Raw genomic sequence first — 20,834 nt, 5'->3', positions numbered from 1 at the left:
CTTCCGCATGCTTTCCGTTCTTAACGTCATCGCCCCGGTCTTCATCCTGATCGGGCTCGGATACCTCGCCGTGAGGGTTAAATTCTATCCGCGCGCCGGCGTTGGCGGGCTCATCGCCTATGTCAACAATTTCGCCACACCTTGTCTGTTGTTCAGGGCGATGATCGACGTCGATTTTTCCACGGCGTTCAATCCCGCGATCATCGGGCCCTTCTATATTGGGGCGATATCGGTACTCGCGCTGGGCGCTATCGGCGCGGCCAGAGTGTTCAGGCGCCGACCCGGCGAAGCGGTTGCCGTTGGGTTTTCGGCGATGTTTACCAACACCGTTCTGGTCGGCATTCCGATCATGCAGCGTGCCTATGGCGAAGAGGCGATGCCGATCGTCTATTCCATCATCGGGCTGCATGCGCCGATGCTGATGACCATTGGCATGTTCGTCATGGAACTGGCGCGCCGCGACGGCGGCAAGGTTTCCACGGCACTGTTCCAGGGCCTCAGGAAGTCATTGGCCAACCCCATTTTGATCGGCATTGCGCTGGGGCTTCTAGCCAATCTTTTCGGGCTCCAATTGTCCGGGGTCGCCGATGACGTCACGCTTTTGCTGGCCGGAACGGTCATGCCGGTCGCCCTGTTCGGTCTCGGCGGCGCCCTCAATGAATATAAGCTCGGGGAAACATGGACCCAGGCCTTGATGACCACCTCGATGCAGCTGGTGGTTCACCCGGCCATCGCGTGGATCGTCATGGTGCCGATCCTCGGTGTTGACCCGCACATCGCCCGCTATGGGGTTCTGCTCGCCGCCATGCCCGCCGGCATCAACGTCTATATCTTCGCGACCTATTACAATCGCGCCATGGACGTTGCCGCCAATACGATCCTGCTCTCGACCGTCCTTTCGGTCTTCACAATCACCGGCTGGCTATTGCTCCTGGGCGCCTGACTGCTGTTGCTGCTGCTGGTTCATCATGACCTGGGCCACCCGGATCGTATCCTCGGCCTGCCGCTCCAGCTCCGGTGCCAGCCTGACTGGCGCCGTCGTTTCCGCATCGAGCCCGCAGGCAATCCTCACATATCCAGCGGTCGGGCACAAATCGACCGAAGGGTCGAACCCGATCCAGCCCAGCCCGTCATCCCAGGCTTCGGCCCAGGCGTGCAGCCGCGCCGGCTCGTCATCTTCGCCCAAAACATAGCCGGTCACGAACCGCGCGGGAATGTCCATGCCGCGTGCGGCGGCAACGAACACATGCGCATGGTCTTCGGCCACGATCTCGGGCGCATCCTCATCGTCCTCAGGCGCCGTCTCGCGGGCTTCATGCAACCGGTTCATCAGCCAGTGCAACAGTTCGACCCGGCTCATGCCGGCCTTGGCATGCGCTTTCATCCGGTTGACCAAATTGCCATTGGGTCGTGTCTGGGCCGTGAAGCGCTTGAACAGCGCCAAATTCGGGCCACCGGCCACCCGCCCGATCATCCCATGGGTGTCGCTGGTCTCCACAACACCGGAAACCGAGATGAAGAGGTCTTTTTCGGGGCGATGCTGGCTGACAAGATGGGCAGTGTTGCCGAACGCATCGGTAAAGCTTGCGGATGCGTCGATCCCGTCCATTTTGATGGACCACTCGACAACCGATTGCGAGGCGGTCTCGATGGGCGTCAAAAGCAGATGTTGAACGGCGTGCGGCAGAGCCTCGCTGGTTGCAAAGCGAAATTCGTGGCGTATCGATATGCGCATGGGTCCGCTCGTCTCAGTAGAAATTATAACTCTCCGAAATCGCGTTGGTGAGCTGGTTGTTGGCCGCCATGAAGCCGGTCAGATATTCGTGCAACCCCTGGTCGAAAACCTTGCTCATGTCCCCCGCTGTCAGGAACTGCGCCATCTTGATCGCCTCGTCGTGACAGCCCGACGGCTCCCCGTAAATCTGCTCGAGCATGCCCAGCATGGCCGTCACCGAGGTGCAGCAAAAGGCAAGGGACCGGGGCATCTCCTTCCGGAAAATTAGGAAATCGGAAATATTCCAGGCCTTGTAGCGGTCGTGATAGATATGGCGATAAGCGCGATGGGCCGAAGCCGCGCGCAGGATCATCGTCCATTGCTGGATATCAACGTCGCCACCCACCATCGAAGAGCGTGGCAACAGAACGTAATATTTGACGTCCAGAATTCGCGCCGTGTTGTCGGCCCGCTCGATAAAACCGCCCGTCTGCGCAAAGGCAAAGCCGTCGGTGCGCATCAGGGTGCCCAGAAGGGCGCCCCGAAACTGGTTTGAACCCTGCTTGACCGATTGCAGGAAACTGGGAAGCTTGTTGCCGAGCACATAACGGGGCTGGACCTGCGAAAATTCCAGCCAGGTGCCGTTAAGGCTCTCCCACATGTCGGTGGTGATTTCGGTGCGCACCGACTTGGCGTTGGTTCGCGCGTTGAACAGGCACGATTTCACCGACGAGGGATTGTCGGTATCAAACAGCATGAAATGGGCGACGCTGGCTATATCGACGGTCTCGTGCTTTTCCTTGAAGGCCTCTTCGGCCTCTGCGGCCTGAAGCATGGAGAGCAGATATTCGCTCGAGCCGTCTTCACTCCGTTCGGTCAGACTCATGCGGTAGCCGACTTCAAGCAGCCGGGCCATGTTTTCGGCCCGCTCCACATAGCGTGACATCCAGAACAGATTTGCAGCAGAACGGCCCAGCATCATTCTTCGAGCACCCAGGTGTCCTTGGTGCCACCCCCCTGCGAGGAGTTGACCACCAGAGACCCTTGCTTGAGAGCAACGCGCGTCAGCCCGCCGGGCGTAATCCTGATCTTGTCGCCCACTAGCACGTAAGGGCGCAGATCGACATGACGGGGCGCAATGCCCTTGCTCACAAAGGTTGGGCAGGTCGAAAGCGCCAGGGTTGGCTGGACGATGTAATTGTCCGGCCGTGCCTTGATCTTTTCGGAAAATTCGGCCCGCTGCTTTTTCGTCGATGCCGGGCCGACAAGCATGCCGTATCCGCCCGAGCCATGCACTTCCTTGACCACTAGATGCTCGAGATTCTCAAGCACATAGGCCCGCTCGCCATCATTGGTGCAGTTGTAGGTGGGCACATTCTTGAGGATCGGCTTTTCGCCAAGATAGAATTCGATGATCTCGGGGACGTAGGTATAGACCGCCTTGTCGTCGGCAATGCCTGTGCCCGGAGCATTGATCAGCGTCACATTGCCAGCTCTATAAGCATCGAACAGCCCCGGCACGCCGAGCATGGAATCGGCCCTGAAAGTCAGGGGGTCGACATAATCGTCATCGATACGCCGGTAGATCACATCGACCCGCTGCGGTCCGAGTGTGGTCCGCATATAGACCTTGCCTCCGTCGACAAACAGGTCCTGCCCTTCGCACAGGGTGGCGCCCATCTGGTCGGCCAGGAACGAATGTTCGAAATAGGCAGAATTGTAGATTCCCGGCGTCAGGACCACGAGGTTGGGATTGCCCGAACAATTGTCCGGAGCAACGCTTTCCATGGTGCGGCGAAGGTTTTCCGGATAGGTCTCGACCGGCGCGACCTTGAGCTTATGGAAGAGATCGGGGACCAGATGCATCATCGCCTCGCGGTCTTCCAGCATGTAGGAAACCCCTGAAGGCGTGCGCAGATTGTCCTCGAGCACATAAAAATCGTCAGGTCCGGTCCGCACGATGTCGACGCCGATGATATGGGAATAGATCCCCTTGGGCGGGTTGAGGCCCATCATCTGCGGGCAGAAGGCCTCATTCTGGATGATCAGCTTTTCGGGAACACGCCCGGCCCGGATGATGTCCTGGTTGTGATAGAGGTCCCACAGGAACATGTTCAGCGCCTTGACGCGCTGCTCGATTCCCTTTTCCAGCCGGCGCCATTCCTGCGCTGCAATCACCCTGGGAATCACATCGAACGGAATCAGCCGCTCGGTCGACTCGTTTGAACCATAGACCGCAAAAGTAATGCCCAGCCGGCGGAAAATGGTCTCCGCATCCTGCGATAATTGCTTGAGCGCTTGTTTGGGCTGGCCGTCCAGCCACTCACCCAATATGCGGTAAGGTTCGCGGATCGAGCCATCCGCATTGAGCATTTCGTCAAAATACTTTGCTTCGCTCATACGCCTTCTTTGTGCGATGACAGTGTGCGCCTTCCCGACGCATATCCCATTGGTGCATATTTATTTTGCGTCGTCCAGCGCTCCCGTGAGAAGCGGCAATAATAGAGGGTAGGGGCAGATGTCCCACGTCTTGCCTGTCTAATTGTTTTGGGCAATTGTAGGCTGGTAGGCAAAAGACGCGGCGAAGTCTTTATATGTCGCGCCGCCAGCCATCGAGGGAGCACAAGATGTACAAGTTCGAAGTTTACAAGGACAAGGGTGGGGAATTCAGGTTCCGCTTTCGTGCGTCCAATGGGGAGGTCATGTTTGCATCCGAGGGATACAAGGCAAAGGCCTCGGCCCAGAGTGCCATTGAATCCATCCGCAAGAATGCCCCCGATGCCGGTCTCGACGACCAGACCTGACCACGCTTGAACTGGTCCGGTCAGGCATCGTCCGGATCGAGAAAAGTCTGGGTGATGCGTGCTCCATCGTGGATGCACATCATCTTGAGCACACTATCGCCGATATTTTCGAACCCGTGCGGTGTCTCGGGTTCGACCACCATGATGTCGCCGGGTCCGGCCTCAACGGTCTGGTTTCCCGCAGCAAAGCGCACGGTGCCTTCCTGCACCATCCAGGTCTCGGAATAGGGGTGAATATGCAGTCCCACCCGCTTGCCCGGTTCCGCGACCACTGCAAAAAACGAAATGTCGGTTCCATAATCGCCACCCTCGAACTTGATCGTTCTGGTCGCCCCCTCGGGACGGTCCGCCGCTCTGAGAATATGAGGCATGCTTAAACTCTCCTTGTTTGTGCACCGCCGCGCGGTGCAACTTTTCAAGGACGTCGCCCGTTGCCGGAAACCGACGGCCTTAATGATTGATACGGAGAATATCATATGAGTGAGTGGTGGCGCGGCGGGGTGATCTACCAGATTTACCCGCGCTCCTTTCAGGACAGCAATGGCGATGGGGTCGGCGACCTTCGCGGTATTCTCGACAGGCTCGAGCATGTCGCTTCGCTCGGCGTGGATGCGATCTGGCTGTCCCCGATCTTCACATCGCCCATGGCCGATATGGGTTACGACGTTTCCAACTACACCGACATCGATCCGCTTTTCGGCTCTCTGGCCGATTTCGACGCGCTGATCGAAAAGGCCCATGAACTTGGCCTCAAGGTGGTGATCGATCAGGTGATGAGCCACACTTCAGACAAGCATCCATGGTTCATCGAATCCAAATCCTCGCGCACCAATCCGCGCTCGGACTGGTACGTCTGGGTCGATCCCGATGAAGACGGCACCCCGCCCAACAACTGGCCCTCGGTGTTCGGTGGACCGGCCTGGGAATGGAACGGCACGCGCAAGCAGTACTACCTGCACAATTTCCTCATCGCCCAGCCCGACCTCAATTTCCACAACCCCGACGTGCAGGACGCGGTGCTCGCCGCCATGCGCTTCTGGCTCGAGCGCGGTGTCGACGGCTTCCGCTTCGACACGGTGAACTACTATTTCCACGACAGGAAACTGCGGTCCAACCCGCCTGCGCCCCGGGAAAAGGAAACCCCGCTCGAAGCCGATCCCTACGGCATGCAGTTCCATAAATTCTCCAAGAACCGGCCGGAAAATATAGGCTTTCTCAAGCGCGTTCGGGCCTTGCTCGACGAATTCCCCGGCACGACGACGGTCGGGGAGGTGGGCGAGGCTCACCGGGCTATCGAGATCATGGCGGCCTATACCGCCGGCGACGACCTTTTGCACATGTGCTACTCGTTCGACATGCTCGGCCCAACGTTCACGCCGCGCCATTTCCGCTCACGGGTCGAAAAATTCTTCAAGGGCGCGCCTGACGGCTGGCCGTGCTGGAGTTTTTCCAACCACGACGTGAACCGGCACATCAGCCGCTGGGAAGCCCATGCGGTCACCCCCGGTTCACTCGGGCGGTTGTCTGCCGCCCTTTTGCTGTCGCTCAAGGGCTCGGTCTGTATCTATCAGGGCGAAGAACTCGGGCTGCCCGAGGCCGAACTGGAATATTCCGAGCTGACCGATCCGCCGGGCCTGCGCTTCTGGCCGGACAACAAGGGCCGTGACGGCTGCCGGACCCCCATGCCGTGGACCGACGAACCCAATGCCGGGTTTTCCGAAGTCAAACCCTGGCTGCCGGTCAAGGCCCCGCATTTCAAGCGCAACGTTGCCGCGCTCGAAGCCGACCCGGCGTCGCTGCTGCACTATTACCGCGCCATTCTGAAATACCGTAAGGACAACCCCGCGCTCATCGACGGCGAGATCACCTTTTACGACGTCAAGGACCCCATCCTCGGCTTTTCGCGACAGAGCGGCCAGGATGCACTGGTCTGCGTCTTCAATCTTTCGGCCCTGCCACACACGCTGTCGATCAAGGGACTGCCCAATCTGGCCACCATGGCCGGCCTCTCGAACGGTGCCACGTTCGAGGGAAAGACGCTCAAGCTTGAGGGCAATGGTTTCGCCTTTATCGAATGCGGGGCCGGTTTCGATCCGGCCGCCATCTCGCTGACTCTGTCCAAAGCCTGAAGGGGAGGCGGCTGAACGCCCGAATGCCTATGGTCGAAGGGCCGATGCCTCTCGCCCTTTGACCAGCACGACCACCAGCGGAATGGCAATGGTCAGCATCAGCAGCCGGGCCACGTGATGGGCGGCAATGAATGCCGTGTCATACCCGAGCGCGATGCCCAGCGCGCCCATCGATTCCAGCCCTCCCGGTGACAGCCCGAGCCAGATTTGGCCGATGGGCATGGAAACGAAAAAACTGACGCCAAGCGCGAACGCGGTCGTTATTGCCACGGTGATCGCCGTGGACACCGTGCCGCCGAACGCGGCCTGCATGAATTCGGCACGGGTCATCCCCGCAAAGCGCGACCCGATCAAGGCACCCATGCCCACAAACGTCAAATCGACAAGAATCGGCGGCAGTGCGCCGTCGAAAAAGCCGGTCAGCTTCATGGCCGTCGCACAGGCCATCGACCCCAGCACATAGCCCGCAGGCATCTTGAGGCGCGTGAATACCCAGCCCACGAACGCGCACCCCGCTGCAACCATGGCCAGCGTCGTCATGTCGATCAGCTCGGTGCTCGCGCCCGAGTAGTGGCCAACCGGCAGGAACAGCGCTCCGATCGGCGCGAAAAGGGTCAAGAACATCACCCTTTGCACCTGGATGATAACGATCTGCCTTGGGTTGCCGACACCCGTCGAAGCCAGCGCCATGATGAAAGACAGATGGCCGGGAAACGAGGAAAGATAGGCGGTTCCCGTGTCGAACTTGAACAGCCTGCGCAATACGATCCCGCACACCAGAACGATAACCACCAGTTCGAGCGCCAGCGCTCCGAGCGTAATCGGCCATTGGCCGATCAGTTGCAGCGTGTCGGGCGCCACATTGGCCCCCATCGACAGCCCGACGCATACGAAAAGCACATTGCGCAGGCCGTTGGGCATGGTTGCCGGAAAGCCCGACAGGGCGGCAACGGAAACCGTCAGCGCCCCACCCATCAGCATTCCGCCCGGAATTCCCAGCGTACTGATCGCAAAAGAGCCGATGGCGGCTATGATGAGGGTAAGACCGGTTCGCAGCGCCCAGTGCATCGGCGCGCTCCTACTGCTGCGCCGCCAGCGCCCTCTCCGCCAGCCGCACCCAATAGCTCACGCCCAGATCAATGGCTTCATCGTTGAAATCATAGGTGTCGGTGTGCAAATCCGCGCTGTCGCCATTGCCGAGAAAGATATAAGACCCCGGCCGCGCATTGAGCATATAAGCGAAATCCTCGCCCCCCATGGTCGGATCGACGGCATCGTTCACCCGATCTTCCCCGACGATTTCCCGTGCCACTTCGGCGGCGAAATCCGTCTGCTCGGGCGCATTGACCGTAACCGGATACCCCCGCATCCAGGTCACCGTTGCGTTCGCGCCGAACGCCTGCGCAAGCTGGGGCGCCAGCCGTTTGATGCCTTCTTCCATCTGCGTGCGCACATCCTCGTCCAGCGTCCGGACGGTGCCGGTCAGCCGCGCGGTGCGCGGAATGACGTTGTAGGCCGTGCCGGCGTTGACGGTCGTCACCGAAAGAACCGCTGAGCGGATCGGATCGATCGAGCGTGACACCAGCGTCTGCAGTCCCGAAATGATGTGAGCGGAAACGATCACCGGATCGACGGCCAGGTGCGGCATGGCCGCGTGCCCGCCATGGCCTTCGACATCGATCGCGAACTGGTCGGTTCCAGCCATGATCCCGCCGGTCCGTATGGCAAATTCGCCCAGCGGAATGCCCGGCATATTGTGCATGCCGAAGACCTGGGAAATGCCGAAACGCTCCATCAGCCCGTCTTCCACCATGACGCGCCCGCCGCCGCCGCCTTCTTCGGCCGGCTGGAAGATGACGATGACGGTGCCATCGAAATTGCGCGTTTCGGCAAGATACCGCGCCGCGCCCAGCAACATGGCCGTGTGCCCGTCATGGCCGCAGGCATGCATCTTGCCGCTGTTGCCCGAGGCATAGGGCTTGCCGGTCCGCTCGGTGATCGGCAGGGCGTCCATATCGGCCCGCAACCCCACGACGCGATCCGAATCGCCCTTGCCGCGAATAACGCCGACCACCCCGGTCCGCCCGATTCCCGTCACCACCTCATCCACGCCGAAGCTCTTGAGTTGCTCGACCACGAAAGCGGCCGTCTCATGGACATCGTAGAGAAGCTCGGGGTTGGCATGGATGTGCTGGCGCCACGCGGCAATATCGGCGTGGAACTCGGCAACACGATTGATGATGGGCATGGGAAAACCTGGAGGCGATATGTGAAGCGTCTACTGTCTGCGCCGCGGCACGCGGCGTCAACGTCTCTTGTCTCTGGCGGGGCAGGAGGCTATCCCCCTTTACAGAATTGGACCTCGAGATGCCAGACGTTGATCCTGCCTCATCGCCAATAGTGATCGACTTTGTCGGCGGCGCCGTCGGTTTCCGTCTGCGCAGTGGCGAGGGCAGGGGGCAACCCCTGCCGCGGGCCTGCGGCATGGCAAAAGGGGCGCTGCCAACCATCGTGGACGCGACCGCCGGCATGGGGCGCGACGCGTTTTTCCTCGCTTCGCTTGGTGCCCAGGTCACCCTCATTGAGCGCAACCCCCAGGTCCACGCCGCCCTCGATCGCGCCATGAACGCCGCCTGCGACCACAGCGAAGACCTCGCCGCCATCATTGCGCGCATGACGCTGCTCTACGGCGATTCCCGCGACCTTCTGCAAACGCTTGCGCCCGAAGTTGTGTTGGTCGATCCCATGCACCCCGAGCGTACCAAATCAGCGCTGGTCAAAAAGCAGATGCGCGATCTTCGTGACGTTGTCGGCGCCGATCCCGATGCGCGCGAACTTATGGAAGCAGCGCTTGCTGCCACAACACATCGCGTCGTCCTCAAATGGCCCCAACGCGCCGCATCGATAGAGGGTCTGCGCAAGCCCAGCCATCAGATAGCGGGCAAGACCACGCGTTACGATGTCTTTGTAACGGTTCCGTCCTCTCCCCCGCTCTGACCGAATGCCAATCCCGGCCCTGGTCATATTTCGCAAAACCATTCCCCCACTTGGTTACCCCCGGCCATTGCATTAGCGCCGGGGGAAACTATAAAGGCCGCGCGCCGTTTCCCTATCCAAGCTCGAGAGCGAGAATGTTCGAGACCCTTTCCAAGGCACCCCAGGACAAGATTTTTGCACTGATGGCCGAAATTGCCGCCGACGACCGGCCCGGCAAGATCGACCTCGGCATCGGCGTCTATAAGGACGACGAGGGCAACACGCCCATCATGAGCGCCGTCAGAAAAGCCGAGCAGCGGATCGTTTCCACCTCGAAAACCAAGTCCTATATCGGGGTGGCCGGCAACAAGGGTTTTGCCAGGGCCATGGTCAATCTCGCGCTCGATGGCGCGGTACCCGACGACCGTGTTCGCGCCGCACAGGCGCCGGGCGGCACCGGTGCCCTTTGGGTGCTGCTGACGCTTTTGAAGCGCGCCAACCCCGACGCGACCGTTTGGATTTCCGATCCCTCATGGCCCAACCACAAGCCCATGGCCGAACAGGCTGGCTTCAAGGTCGAGGCCTACCCCTATTTCGACCCGGAAACCGGCAAGGTCCGGTTCGCCGATATGCTCTCCAAACTCGATAGCCTGGGCAAGAACGATATCGTCCTGCTCCATGGCTGCTGCCACAATCCCACGGGCGCCAATCTCGACCACGACCAGTGGCACAAGGTCATTGCATCTCTCAAGCGTACCGGAGCCTTCCCGCTCGTCGACATGGCCTATCAGGGGTTCGGCGACGGATTGGACGAAGACGCGTACGGTCTGCGCGCGTTGGCGGCCGAAATCGACGAATTTGTCTGCGCAACGAGCTGCTCGAAAAATTTCGGCATCTATCGCGAGCGTGTCGGCTGCGCTATCGTGGTGGGCAAGGACGCGGCTCAGGCCGACATTGCCAATTCACAGATGCTCAACGTCATTCGCGGCGCCTATTCCCAGCCGCCCGATCACGGCGCGGAGATCGTGCGTATCATTCTCGACGATGCGGAATTGCGGGCCGAGTGGAAGGCCGAGCTTGAGGCTATGCGCAACCGCATGATCGCCAACCGCCAGGCACTGGCCGATGCGATCCGGTCGCGCTCCAACAGCTCGGACTTCGATTTCGTTGCCGAGCATCGTGGCATGTTTTCGCTTTTGGGGCTCAAAGTTGAGACCGTCGACCATTTAAAAGCCGAAAATGCTGTCTATATGTTGGATGACAGCCGCATAAACATCGCCGGCCTGGCTGACGAACGCATCCAGCGCCTGGCCGATGCCATCGTTGGCGCAACCCGATAAAACCTGACGCCATTATTGCGGCACAGCCATTCCATGCTACACCTTGGTCATTAGACCAAAGTATTATCCCAAGGGGGAGAAAATGAAGTTTTTCGTCGACACCGCCGACATAAGCGAAATCCGGGAACTGCATGATGCAGGCCTGCTCGACGGCGTCACCACCAACCCGTCGCTGGTGGCCAAGTCGGGCCGCGATTTCAAGGAAGTGGTCAAGGAAATCTGCGATCTGTTGCCGGGCCTGCCGGTTTCCGCAGAAGTTGCCGCCACGGACTATGACGGCATGATGGCCGAGGCCGATGTGCTGAGCAAGATCGCCGACAACGTCGTCATCAAGGTTCCGCTCACTCTGGCCGGACTGAAGGCCTGCAAGACTCTGTCCGACCGCGGCATCAAGACCAATGTCACGCTGTGCTTTTCGGCCAATCAGGCCCTTCTGGCCGCCAAGGTCGGCGCCACCTACATCTCGCCGTTCCTGGGCCGTCTCGATGACATCAATCTCGATGGCATGCAGCTCATCGCCGATATCCGGGTGATCTACGACAATTACGGTTTCGACACCCAGATCCTGGCCGCCTCGATCCGCTCGCCCAACCACGTTTCCGACGCCGCTCTGGCCGGTTCCGATGTGGCGACCATTCCGCCGGGCGTGCTCAAAAAGCTTGCCGATCATCCCTTGACCGACAAGGGCCTCGACGCTTTCGTCAAGGATTGGAAGTCCACGGGCCAGTCGATCATTTGAGCCCGACTTGACCGAGGATGATGTCCGCAAGAAAATCCAGGACGCGCTGGGCACCATAGAAGTGCCCGGCGGGTCTTCGCTTGCCGAATTCCCCGGTCTGTCCGACATCATCGTTACCAAGGGCGCAGTGGCGTTTGCCATCTCCGTGTCGCCGGGCATGGAAACGGCCTTTGCCCCGGCTCGCACGGCAGCCGAACAGGCCGCCCACCAGGCTGCCGAGGGCCGCAAGGTCATGGTCTCGCTAACCGGCGACAAGGCTCCGGCCCAGGCCGCGCCAAAAGGCGCTGCACCGCGCCCCGGCCCGCCCCCCAAATCCGCCGTTCCCGGCATCAAACACATCGTTGCCGTTGGCTCGGGCAAGGGCGGTGTCGGTAAGTCCACATGTGCGGTCAATATCGCTCTGGGCCTTGTCCGGCAGGGCCTCAAGGTGGGTATTCTCGACGCCGATCTTTACGGTCCGTCCCTGCCAAAATTGCTCGGTATCGAAGGCAAGCCCGCTGTCCGCGACGACGGCATTTTCAAGCCGTTTGAAGTTTATGGCCTCAAAGCCATGTCCATCGGTCCCATGCTCACCGGTACGCAAGCGGTAGTCTGGCGCGGCCCCATGGCAACGTCGGCGCTCCGCCAATTGCTACGTGAGACCGATTGGGGCCAGCTCGACGTTCTTGTCGTCGATCTGCCTCCCGGAACCGGCGACATCCAGATTTCACTCGTTCAACAGGTCGAACTGGCCGGCGCGGTGATCATTTCAACGCCACAGGATCTGGCGCTGATCGATGCGAAAAAGGCCATCGACATGCTCGCCAGGACCAACGTCCCCGTGCTCGGCATTGTCGAAAACATGAGCTATTTCATCGCGCCCGATACCGGCAACCGCTACGACATTTTCGGCCATGGCGGTGCAAAAGCCGCAGCAGGGGACATGGGCATCCCGTTCCTCGGTGAAATCCCCCTGGTCATGTCGATCCGCGAGGGCGCCGATGCCGGAAAACCCGCCGTGTCCTCTGGAGACGGTCCCGACGCGCAGGCGTTCCTCGCCATTGCCGAGCGGCTTGCCGCGACTTTATCGAGAGCAAAAATAGGCTGACATCGATTGTCTCGGTTCTCGATGATGACAAGGGCGAAAAACGCTGATAACCATAATGTAACCGATTACAAAAATCGCACTCTGGGCGGAGAGCCGACAATGTTCAGCCATAAACGCGCCGATTTCGGCGAGAATTTCCTGTTTGGCGCGGCCACGGCCGCCTATCAGATCGAGGGCGGCCAGACCGATGGCCGCGGGTCTTCCATCTGGGATACGTTTTCAGCCACGCCCGGCAATGTTCACAACAGCGAAACCGGCAAGATCGCCTGCGATCATTACAATCGCTGGCCCGAAGACCTCGACCTGCTGGCCAATGGCGGGTTCGACGCTTATCGCTTTTCCTTCGCCTGGCCCCGCCTGATCCCCGAGGGCATAGGCGCGGTCAATCAAAAGGGTATCGATTTTTACGACCGGCTCATTGACGGCATGCTCGAGCGGGGCCTTAAACCCTTCGCAACGCTCTACCATTGGGATCTGCCCAGTGCCCTGCAGGACAGGGGCGGCTGGCTCAATCGCGATATCGCCAACTGGTTCGCCGAATACGCCGTGTTGATCCAGAAAAATTTCGGCGACCGGCTCGAAACAACGGCCACCATCAACGAGCCATGGTGCGTCGCCTTCCTGTCCCACATGCTCGGCGCCCACGCACCGGGCTATCGCGACATCCGCGCCGCGGCCCGTGCCTCTCATCATGTGCTCCTGGCCCACGGCATGGCCATCAACGCCATGCGCGCCGAAGGCGGCAAGAACCTCGGTATCGTTTGCAATTTCGAAGTCGCCCAGGGCGCCACCGGCAAGCCCGAGGATATGGGCGCCGCGCGCCTTTGGGACGGCATCTTCAACCGCTGGTATCTCGACGGATTGTTCAAGGGCAAATACCCCGCCGACGTCCTCGCTCATTTCGCGCCCCACATGCCCGATGATTTCGCCGACGATATGGCGGTGGTTTCAACGCCTCTCGATTGGTTCGGCGTCAATTACTACACCCGCGGCCTTTACGAGCACGCTCCCGAACGCGGCGCCTTTCCGCTGCGCAAGGTTGATGGCCCCCTCGAAAAGACGGCCATCGGCTGGGAAATCTTCCCCGAGGGCCTCGAGGAAATCCTCACCCGCATCGCTGCCGATTATACCGACATCCCGCTTTATGTGACTGAAAACGGCATGGCCGAGATCGAGGGCACCGACGATCCGCGTCGCATCGCTTATTACGACGGCCATCTGGGCGCCGTCCTCGCCGCGCAAAGACGCGGCGCTGACGTGCGGGGCTATTTCGGCTGGTCCCTGCTCGACAATTACGAATGGGCCGAAGGTTATGACAAGCGCTTCGGGCTGGTTCACGTCGACTACAAGACCCAGAAACGCACGCCCAAATCGTCCTACCGTGCCTTCCAGTCTCTTCTCACGGGAGCCAATCGCTCGCGCGTCGCCTGACCCTCATGAGGCGGCGCGAATGCTCTCCTGGGGTTCAATTGCAAAGTTCAGATTGAACACATTGTCGGGGTCGTAGCGCCGTTTCAGCGCTCGCAATCGTGACAATGTGGGCTCGGGAAACGCCTCGACCAGCCTGTCTGGATGTGTGTCGGTCTCGAAATTGAGATACATGCCCTTGAGCAGTGGCCGAAGGTCGCCCCATTGCCCATCGAGCAGTTCCGCCCGCCCGCGACTGCCGGCGGCAGTCAGCGAAAAATTCTGCGTCCGGTGCGGATAGGCCATGGCGTCAGCCGCAACATCGTTGACGGCTCCGCCCACCGATCTGATCTGCAACAGATTGGCCGCCCCCGCGGCCAGCAGCCCGTTCGCCCGCGCCGCGACTTCGGGCGTGATGTGGTCAACCAGCCCCGACCTGATCACAGCGCTCCCCCCGCGATGCTCACCGCCCGGATGGGCCACAACGCCGGCATAGGGCGTGAGATATGCCCGCTGATCGAGAATCGGCCCGGCTTCGCCCAAAGCATTGATCGCCTCGGCCGCCGCATCGGCATCCTCGCCTGCATAAACGCTGATCGCCTGGGCCAGCGGCCCCTGGTCGGCCCGTCCGGGCACCGCCATGAGAAAGCTGGTCAACTCGCGCGGCGATGCCTCGACCAGCGCGCCCCAGCGCTCGAGAACGCCCGCCATATCGCTGCCATCGAATACCTGAACGGCCTGGATCACATTGCCCAGGGGATAGGCTTCAAGTTCGAATGACGTAACGATGCCGAAATTGCCGCCAGCACCGCGAATGGCCCACAATAAATCGGGCTCATTGTCCTTGTCCGCCCGCACGATCCGCCCATCGGCCAAAACAATCTCCGCGGCCGCCACATGATCGATGGTCAGCCCGAACTTGCGCGCCAGATAACCCAGCCCGCCCGCCGTTGCGAGCCCGCCAACCCCGACGCCGCCATAATCGCCCGAACTCATTGCCAGCCCATGCTCGCCGAGCTTTGCCGCAACCTCACTCCAGCGCGCACCGGCGCCCAGCCGCACCAGCCCGCTTTGCGCATCGAGCACCTCAATGGCGTTCATCGACCCAAGATCGATGATGATCCCGCCTCTGTTGGTCGAACGCCCGCTGATCCCATGTCCGCCGCTGCGCACCGAAAGCGGCACGTCTTGCTTGCGCGCATAAAGCACCGCCGCCGAAACCTCTTCGGCCGTTTCCGGCTTGATCACCAGCCCAGGCCGCCCTGACCAGATGTAGGAATGCCGCACGCCCTCATAGCGAAAATCGCCCGGTTCGATGGCGCGGTCCGCAAGGGCAGGGGGCAAGCCGTCATAATCGATCCCCTCCATCCGCTTGGATAGCACCGCACTCGGACGCGGCGCCACAACACCTGAACCGGCCCGCGCCCTGCTCACAACGCTTCGGACCTCCGGCGCGATCTCTTCGCCAATCGCCCGCAGCAGGTCCGGGTCGTCGCCCCCGAAAAAGAACCCGCTGAACCCGTGTTCGAGGATCAACTCGGACAATTGCTCGACCCACTGGCGTACCGGTCCCTGCAAGAACCCGCCATTGGCCGACAGAATGGCCGGACGTCCGAAATTGAGCAGCCGTTTGATATCGGAAGGCTGCCGTCCGGCTGCACGCGCCGCCTCGTCGATCATCGCGTTCGATTCAACCATCGTGGGCGACTTGAGATAATCCCAGCTTGGCAGCCATCCATCGGCTTTGGCTCCGGTGATCCGAAGCATGCGGGGCTTGTAGGCGCCCAGCCAGATCCCGATCTCGTGCGCGGGACGTGGTCCGCGCCGCAGACCATTGATCTGATAGTGCTCGCCCTCATGCTTGAGCCCGGCCCGGCTGGTATCCCAGATCGACCGCATGATCCCGATTGCCTCTTCGAGCGCATCGACGCGCTGGCCGGCGGTCAGATCCCGCCCGCCTGCCGCCTTGATCGCATCGCCAAACCCGCCGGCCCCCAGCCCCATCTCAAACCGCCCGCCCGAAAGCAGGTCGATGCTTGCGGCCGCCTTGGCCAGCACCACTGGCGGGCGAAGCGGCAGATTGGTGACATTGGCGGCTACCCTGATGCGGCTGGTCTTGGCTGCGATCCAGGTCAGCAGCGTGTAGGTGTCCAGAAAGTCCGAATTATAGGGGTGGTCCTGGATCGTCACGGCATCCAGCCCCGCCGCTTCGGCCACTTGGGCAATCGCAACGGCGTGCTGGGGATCCTTGGCGGATGGTGTCGTAAATGTCCCGAACATTAGCTCGTGGCCATAGTCAGGCATTGCCGGTTCCTCTTGTTACTTTTTGTTCCTGTCGTATATGAGAGTAAGTCGAACAGCCCGCAAGACGGCACTTTTCTGTAAGGTAAGGCACATGACTGTAACGACGATGCAAGAAACCCATCCCACTGAAACGTGCCTCAAGGTCAGTCAGGTTCTCGGGCGTATCGGCGACAAATGGAGTCTGTTGATCGTGACGCGGTTGGGGGAGGGATCTCTGCGGTTCGGGCAATTGCTGCGCTCCATTGACGATATTTCCCAGCGCATGCTGACCCGCACCCTGCGCGGCCTCGAGCGCGACGGCCTCGTGCGCCGCACCGTCATTGCCACGCTTCCCCCTCGTGTCGAATATGAACTGACCGATCTGGGACGCTCGCTGCAGGCACCGGTCACCGTACTGAGCAATTGGGCGGCGGAAAACGTTTCTACCATCGACGCGGCACGGGCCAGCTACGATGCCGGATCGGCAGGGTCGCAAGGCCGATAGGTCCGGTGCATGGGGGCAGCCAAACGCCCTGCAACACCGCGTTACCGGCTTGGCAAACCTTAAGCTTTGTGCAACGCTCCAAGGGCCGCACGACAAAGCCCATAATGCTAAAAGGGGCGGCAAAAACGTTTTGGTTGCCAAAACGTTTTGGAATGTCGTATTCGGCAGACAGACGCCATAATATGCGTCTCCATGTGCCATGGGAGGACTACATGCACAAAACCCTATTGGCTGGAGCTTCAGCTCTGGCGCTTTCCCTTGCCCTTGCGGCTCCTGCCGCCGCGCAGGCCGTCGACCTGCCTGATTTGAACGGCGAAGAATTTACCATTTTCGGCCCCTGGGTCGGTGGTGTTGAAATCGAGTCCTTCGAGGCCGTTGTCGATGCCTTCAACGAACGCACGGGTGCGAACGCTGAATATGTCGGCTCCGACAGCCTTGAACAGCAGATCGTGATTGACGCCCAGGCCGGTTCCGCGCCGGAGGTCACTTTCTTCCCGCAGCCCGGCCTCGCCGCCACCATGGCGTCCCAGGGTTTCCTGACGCCGCTCCCCGAAGGTTCGGGTGACTGGATTCGCGACAATTATGCTGCCGGCGAGTCCTGGGTCGATCTGGGCACCTACGCCAACGAAAACGGTGAGGAAGAGCTTTACGGCTTCTTCTACAACGTGAACCTGAAATCGCTGGTCTGGTACGTCCCTGACAACTTCGCCGATGCCGGTTATGAAGTGCCCGAGACCATGGAAGACCTGCTTGCACTTTCCGAGCAGATCGTGGCCGATGGCGGCACGCCCTGGTGCATTGGCATCGGATCGGACGCAGCAACCGGCTGGCCGGCCACCGACTGGGTGGAAGATCTGATGCTCCGCACCCAGGAGCCCAGCGTCTATGACCAGTGGGTTGCCCACGAAATTGCGTTCGACGACCCGCGTGTGGTCGAGGCGATCGATACTTTCGGCACGTTCGTCAAGTCCGACGGCTGGGCTGCTGGTGGTGCTCAGGCAGTTGGCACGACCGACTTCCGCGATAGCCCTGCCGGTCTCTTCCAGGTTCCGCCCCAGTGCTACATGCACCGCCAGGCTTCCTTCATCTCGGCCTTCTTCCCTGAAGGCACCGAACTCGGTGTGGACGCCGACTTCTTCTACTTCCCCGGCTATGCCGAAAAAGATCTTGGCAACCCGGTCCTCGGTGCCGGCACGCTCGCTGCCATCACCAACGACACCCCGGGTGCACGCGCCTTCATGGACTTTCTCAAGGATCCCGAAGCGCACGAAATCTGGATGGCGACCGCCGGCTTCCTGACACCGCACACCGGTGTCGATCTGGCAGCCTATGCCGACGATACCCTGCGCGCTCAGGGTGAGATCCTGCTCGCCGCCGATACCTTCCGGTTCGACGGTTCGGACCTTATGCCAGGTGCCATCGGCGCCGGTGCATTCTGGACCGGCATGGTCGATTTCGTCGGAGGCGACTCGGCTGAAGAGGTGGCTTCCGAGATCGAAGCTGCCTGGAACAATCTCTGATCTGACAAACTGACGCCGGAGCGTTTGCCGCTCCGGCGTTTTCCAACAAGACACTCACAAAAAGAGTGTGGGGGAGCAAATGGTCAATCAGGTTCTCTATGCGGCCATAACCATCGTTGTCGGCGTTGGCTTCGCGTTCATCTATTTCTGGGGAAGCAACTGGCTTCTCGACAAGGCCCTGTCGACGGACAATGTCGATGGTGCGGCCTCGATCCGGCGTGACACCCTGCGCACGCGCATACGTCCCTGGCTTTTCCTTTTTCCAGCACTTTTCTTTCTTACGGTCTATCTGGTCTATCCGGTTTTCGAGACCATAAGACTGACCTTCTATGATGGCGGCGGGCGCAATTTTGTCGGCGCTTCCAACTGGTTCTGGGCGCTCAACAGCCCCGCTTTCGTTCAGTCGCTCATCAACAATGCGCTCTGGTTGATCGTGGTGCCTTCCGCAGCAACCGCGTTTGGCCTGCTGGTAGCGGTCCTTGCCGACCGGCTCTGGTGGGGCAATATCGCCAAATCACTCGTTTTCATGCCGATGGCCATATCCTTCGTCGGCGCATCGGTGATCTGGAAGTTCATCTACGACTATCGCGGCACCGGTGAGCAGATCGGTTTGCTCAACGCCGCTGTCATGGCCTTCGGCGGTGAGCCTCAGGCCTGGATCACGCTGCCCTTCTGGAACAACTTCTTTTTGATGGTGATCCTGGTCTGGATTCAGACCGGCTTTGCCATGGTCATCCTCTCGGCGGCGCTTCGCGGCATCCCCGAGGAAACAATCGAGGCTGCACGCATCGATGGCGCGAGCGATATCAGGATATTTTTCGATATCATGATCCCGCAGATCCTGCCCACAATCCTCGTGGTCTGGACCACCATCACCATCGTCGTGCTCAAGATTTTCGACATCGTGCTCGCCATGACCGGCGGGCAGTGGGACACCCAGGTTCTGGCCAACCTCATGTACGACCAGATGTTCCGCGCCAACCATTTCGGCCACGGATCGGTCGTTGCACTGGTCATCATGATTGCGGTTCTGCCGGTGATGATCTGGAACATCCGCCAGGCCAGTTCTGAGCAGGGGACGCACTGATGGCTACGATTGCAGACGTGCAGACGACAAGCGCTGGGGCCAGGAGCAACTGGCTGAGCAAGGTCCGCGTTACACCGGGACGCGCAGTGGCTCATCTTGCCCTGTTGCTCCTTGTCGTGATCTGGACTGTGCCCACGTTCGGTCTGTTGATTTCCTCGGTCCGGGATAAGGATCAACTCGCCGTTTCCGGCTGGTGGACCTCGCTGACCACTGTCGAGCGCAGCAGTGCCGGCGTTCTCGGCACCGCCGAGGATCAGGTCGAGGAGGGTGGACAATACGTCATCCGCGGCAATGTTCTGGCCGAAGGCTCCAACGAAACCATCGTCAGCTTCGGCACCTCGATCAACAACCCGACCGAGTTTTCTGTGGGGTCACCGGCCCAAATGCGCGTTGGCGGCGAAATCATCGTCTCCGAAGACGGCTCCTACGTCTGGACCTCGCCGACCGCCTTCGAGCATGACCGGGTAAGGCTGTTCTACACCTCGGCGGTCCCGCCCCGGTTCACGCTGGAAAACTACACCGAAGTGCTGACCTCGGCGGGTATCGGGCGGGCCTTCGTCAACTCGTTCACCGTAACCGTGCCAGCCACCATCATCCCCATCCTCATCGCCGCTTTTGCCGCCTATGCGCTGGCGTGGATGCGGTTTCCGGGCCGAACGCTGCTGGTTGCGCTGATGGTCGGTTTGCTCGTTGTGCCATTGCAGATGTCGCTTATTCCGCTGTTACGGATGTATAACGGCATCGCAACGACGTTCGGCGGCAACTCGAAAACCTATCTGGGGATATGGCTCGCCCACACCGCCTTCGGTCTGCCGCTCGCCATCTACCTGCTGCGCAACTATATGGCGGGCCTGCCGCGCGAGATCATGGAAAGCGCGCGTATGGATGGTGCTTCGCACTTCCAGATTTTCGCGACCATGGTTCTCCCGCTCTCGTTTCCGGCCCTGGCATCGTTTGCGATCTTTCAGTTCCTCTGGGTCTGGAACGATCTTCTGGTCGCCATCGTCTTTCTTGGACAAAGTTCGGACGAACTGGTGCTCACCGGACAGTTGCGGGCCCTGCTCGGATCGCGTGGCGATAATTGGGAAATCCTGACCGCCGGCGCGTTCATCTCGATCATCGTTCCGTTGATCGTGTTCTTCTCGCTACAACGCTACTTCGTGCGCGGCCTTCTTGCCGGTTCGGTCAAGGGCGGTTGAGGGTACATTCGATCGTTACGAAGGGTCGCTCGAAAGGGCGGCCC

Annotated in this window: 19 protein-coding genes; 12 read left to right on the top strand and 7 right to left on the bottom strand. The window is 60.5% G+C overall.

The annotated features are described in order from the left end of the window. Nucleotides 1-7 precede the first annotated feature (7 nt). Nucleotides 8-943 (top strand): AEC family transporter, encoded by a 936-nt coding sequence (locus V6617_RS14360; RefSeq protein WP_338607644.1) that lies wholly within the window; start codon nucleotides 8-10, stop codon nucleotides 941-943. On the opposite strand, the gene V6617_RS14355 is transcribed toward V6617_RS14360, so the two are convergent. The 3 genes from V6617_RS14355 to V6617_RS14345 are packed head-to-tail and all read right to left on the bottom strand — an operon-like array spanning nucleotide 923 to nucleotide 4,114. After that, nucleotides 923-1,735, bottom strand: a complete 813-nt coding sequence (locus V6617_RS14355; protein ID WP_338607643.1) for a transglutaminase family protein — start codon at nucleotides 1,733-1,735, stop codon at nucleotides 923-925. The genes V6617_RS14360 and V6617_RS14355 overlap by 21 nt on opposite strands. A gap of 13 nt (nucleotides 1,736-1,748) precedes the next feature. Continuing rightward, entirely contained in the window at nucleotides 1,749-2,696 is a 948-nt protein-coding gene (locus V6617_RS14350) for an alpha-E domain-containing protein (protein ID WP_338607642.1), read from the bottom strand. Further along, complete coding sequence (locus V6617_RS14345; RefSeq protein WP_338607641.1) at nucleotides 2,693-4,114, bottom strand: circularly permuted type 2 ATP-grasp protein; 1,422 nt, start codon at nucleotides 4,112-4,114, stop codon at nucleotides 2,693-2,695. Before V6617_RS14345 ends, V6617_RS14350 begins: the two co-directional genes overlap by 4 nt. Nucleotides 4,115-4,341: 227 nt before the next feature. On the opposite strand from V6617_RS14345, the gene V6617_RS14340 reads away from it, so the two are divergent. Next, complete coding sequence (locus V6617_RS14340) at nucleotides 4,342-4,518, top strand: YegP family protein (protein ID WP_338607640.1); 177 nt, start codon at nucleotides 4,342-4,344, stop codon at nucleotides 4,516-4,518. Between the two features lie 20 nt (nucleotides 4,519-4,538). Here V6617_RS14340 and V6617_RS14335 read toward each other — a convergent pair whose 3' ends face one another. Next, entirely contained in the window at nucleotides 4,539-4,889 is a 351-nt protein-coding gene (locus tag V6617_RS14335) for a cupin domain-containing protein (RefSeq protein WP_338607639.1), read from the bottom strand. Between the two features lie 105 nt (nucleotides 4,890-4,994). On the opposite strand from V6617_RS14335, the gene V6617_RS14330 reads away from it, so the two are divergent. Further along, nucleotides 4,995-6,647 carry an alpha-glucosidase gene (locus V6617_RS14330; protein WP_338607638.1) on the top strand — a complete coding sequence of 551 codons (1,653 nt, stop codon included), beginning with the start codon at nucleotides 4,995-4,997 and terminating at the stop codon, nucleotides 6,645-6,647. A gap of 27 nt (nucleotides 6,648-6,674) precedes the next feature. Here the strand turns inward: V6617_RS14330 and V6617_RS14325 are convergent, their stop codons facing one another. Continuing rightward, a complete protein-coding gene (locus tag V6617_RS14325; RefSeq protein ID WP_338607637.1) occupies nucleotides 6,675-7,715 on the bottom strand; it encodes an AbrB family transcriptional regulator in 1,041 nt (346 codons plus the stop codon). 10 nt (nucleotides 7,716-7,725) lie between these two features. Further along, nucleotides 7,726-8,895: a M20 aminoacylase family protein gene (locus tag V6617_RS14320; RefSeq protein WP_338607636.1), complete on the bottom strand. Its 1,170-nt coding sequence runs from the start codon at nucleotides 8,893-8,895 to the stop codon at nucleotides 7,726-7,728. Nucleotides 8,896-9,014: 119 nt separating this feature from the next. Between V6617_RS14320 and V6617_RS14315 the strand changes: the two genes are divergently transcribed. The 5 genes from V6617_RS14315 (at nucleotide 9,015) to V6617_RS14295 (ending at nucleotide 14,220) form a co-directional block, all read left to right on the top strand. Then, nucleotides 9,015-9,644 (top strand): class I SAM-dependent methyltransferase, encoded by a 630-nt coding sequence (locus tag V6617_RS14315; RefSeq protein ID WP_338607635.1) that lies wholly within the window; start codon nucleotides 9,015-9,017, stop codon nucleotides 9,642-9,644. Nucleotides 9,645-9,778: 134 nt separating this feature from the next. Next, nucleotides 9,779-10,963, top strand: a complete 1,185-nt coding sequence (locus V6617_RS14310; RefSeq protein ID WP_338607634.1) for an amino acid aminotransferase — start codon at nucleotides 9,779-9,781, stop codon at nucleotides 10,961-10,963. An 82-nt stretch (nucleotides 10,964-11,045) separates the two neighbouring features. Next, the gene (gene fsa, locus V6617_RS14305) at nucleotides 11,046-11,702 is read left to right on the top strand and encodes a fructose-6-phosphate aldolase (RefSeq protein WP_338607633.1); all 657 of its coding nucleotides are present in this window, start codon (nucleotides 11,046-11,048) and stop codon (nucleotides 11,700-11,702) included. Nucleotides 11,703-11,709: 7 nt separating this feature from the next. Further along, nucleotides 11,710-12,789 carry an Mrp/NBP35 family ATP-binding protein gene (locus V6617_RS14300; RefSeq protein ID WP_338607632.1) on the top strand — a complete coding sequence of 360 codons (1,080 nt, stop codon included), beginning with the start codon at nucleotides 11,710-11,712 and terminating at the stop codon, nucleotides 12,787-12,789. A 99-nt stretch (nucleotides 12,790-12,888) separates the two neighbouring features. Beyond that, the gene (locus tag V6617_RS14295) at nucleotides 12,889-14,220 is read left to right on the top strand and encodes a GH1 family beta-glucosidase (RefSeq protein ID WP_338607631.1); all 1,332 of its coding nucleotides are present in this window, start codon (nucleotides 12,889-12,891) and stop codon (nucleotides 14,218-14,220) included. 3 nt (nucleotides 14,221-14,223) lie between these two features. Here V6617_RS14295 and V6617_RS14290 read toward each other — a convergent pair whose 3' ends face one another. Then, a complete protein-coding gene (locus tag V6617_RS14290) occupies nucleotides 14,224-16,500 on the bottom strand; it encodes an LLM class flavin-dependent oxidoreductase (RefSeq protein WP_338607630.1) in 2,277 nt (758 codons plus the stop codon). 91 nt (nucleotides 16,501-16,591) lie between these two features. On the opposite strand from V6617_RS14290, the gene V6617_RS14285 reads away from it, so the two are divergent. The 4 genes from V6617_RS14285 to V6617_RS14270 all read left to right on the top strand — a co-directional run bounded on the left by V6617_RS14285 (nucleotide 16,592) and on the right by V6617_RS14270 (nucleotide 20,790). After that, on the top strand, nucleotides 16,592-16,984 hold the full coding sequence (locus tag V6617_RS14285) for a helix-turn-helix domain-containing protein (protein ID WP_338607629.1): 393 nt from the start codon (nucleotides 16,592-16,594) through the stop codon (nucleotides 16,982-16,984). Nucleotides 16,985-17,196: 212 nt separating this feature from the next. Then, nucleotides 17,197-18,504 (top strand): ABC transporter substrate-binding protein, encoded by a 1,308-nt coding sequence (locus tag V6617_RS14280; RefSeq protein WP_338607628.1) that lies wholly within the window; start codon nucleotides 17,197-17,199, stop codon nucleotides 18,502-18,504. A 79-nt stretch (nucleotides 18,505-18,583) separates the two neighbouring features. Then, nucleotides 18,584-19,591, top strand: coding sequence for a sugar ABC transporter permease (locus tag V6617_RS14275; protein ID WP_338607627.1), 1,008 nt, complete (start codon nucleotides 18,584-18,586; stop codon nucleotides 19,589-19,591). Between the two features lie 53 nt (nucleotides 19,592-19,644). Further along, the gene (locus V6617_RS14270) at nucleotides 19,645-20,790 is read left to right on the top strand and encodes a carbohydrate ABC transporter permease (protein ID WP_422394836.1); all 1,146 of its coding nucleotides are present in this window, start codon (nucleotides 19,645-19,647) and stop codon (nucleotides 20,788-20,790) included. The last annotated feature ends 44 nt before the right edge of the window (nucleotides 20,791-20,834 follow it).

It is taken from the genome of Pelagibacterium nitratireducens (assembly GCF_037044555.1).
GTDB lineage: Bacteria > Pseudomonadota > Alphaproteobacteria > Rhizobiales > Devosiaceae > Pelagibacterium > Pelagibacterium nitratireducens.
Note: the sequence above shows the minus strand (reverse complement) of the source record. Positions and strands in the feature narration are given on the sequence as shown.

Excerpts from the sequence above, each read along its gene's own strand:
- V6617_RS14290 (WP_338607630.1), bottom strand. The coding sequence starts at position 16,500 with ATGCCTGACTATGGCCACGAGCTAATGTTCGGGACATTTACGACACCA.
- V6617_RS14285 (WP_338607629.1), top strand. The coding sequence starts at position 16,592 with ATGACTGTAACGACGATGCAAGAAACCCATCCCACTGAAACGTGCCTC.
- V6617_RS14350 (WP_338607642.1), bottom strand. The coding sequence starts at position 2,696 with ATGATGCTGGGCCGTTCTGCTGCAAATCTGTTCTGGATGTCACGCTAT.
- fsa (WP_338607633.1), top strand. The coding sequence starts at position 11,046 with ATGAAGTTTTTCGTCGACACCGCCGACATAAGCGAAATCCGGGAACTG.
- V6617_RS14310 (WP_338607634.1), top strand. The coding sequence starts at position 9,779 with ATGTTCGAGACCCTTTCCAAGGCACCCCAGGACAAGATTTTTGCACTG.
- V6617_RS14355 (WP_338607643.1), bottom strand. The coding sequence starts at position 1,735 with ATGCGCATATCGATACGCCACGAATTTCGCTTTGCAACCAGCGAGGCT.
- V6617_RS14345 (WP_338607641.1), bottom strand. The coding sequence starts at position 4,114 with ATGAGCGAAGCAAAGTATTTTGACGAAATGCTCAATGCGGATGGCTCG.
- V6617_RS14330 (WP_338607638.1), top strand. The coding sequence starts at position 4,995 with ATGAGTGAGTGGTGGCGCGGCGGGGTGATCTACCAGATTTACCCGCGC.
- V6617_RS14360 (WP_338607644.1), top strand. The coding sequence starts at position 8 with ATGCTTTCCGTTCTTAACGTCATCGCCCCGGTCTTCATCCTGATCGGG.
- V6617_RS14320 (WP_338607636.1), bottom strand. The coding sequence starts at position 8,895 with ATGCCCATCATCAATCGTGTTGCCGAGTTCCACGCCGATATTGCCGCG.
- V6617_RS14280 (WP_338607628.1), top strand. The coding sequence starts at position 17,197 with ATGCACAAAACCCTATTGGCTGGAGCTTCAGCTCTGGCGCTTTCCCTT.
- V6617_RS14275 (WP_338607627.1), top strand. The coding sequence starts at position 18,584 with ATGGTCAATCAGGTTCTCTATGCGGCCATAACCATCGTTGTCGGCGTT.
- V6617_RS14335 (WP_338607639.1), bottom strand. The coding sequence starts at position 4,889 with ATGCCTCATATTCTCAGAGCGGCGGACCGTCCCGAGGGGGCGACCAGA.
- V6617_RS14325 (WP_338607637.1), bottom strand. The coding sequence starts at position 7,715 with ATGCACTGGGCGCTGCGAACCGGTCTTACCCTCATCATAGCCGCCATC.
- V6617_RS14340 (WP_338607640.1), top strand. The coding sequence starts at position 4,342 with ATGTACAAGTTCGAAGTTTACAAGGACAAGGGTGGGGAATTCAGGTTC.
- V6617_RS14295 (WP_338607631.1), top strand. The coding sequence starts at position 12,889 with ATGTTCAGCCATAAACGCGCCGATTTCGGCGAGAATTTCCTGTTTGGC.
- V6617_RS14315 (WP_338607635.1), top strand. The coding sequence starts at position 9,015 with ATGCCAGACGTTGATCCTGCCTCATCGCCAATAGTGATCGACTTTGTC.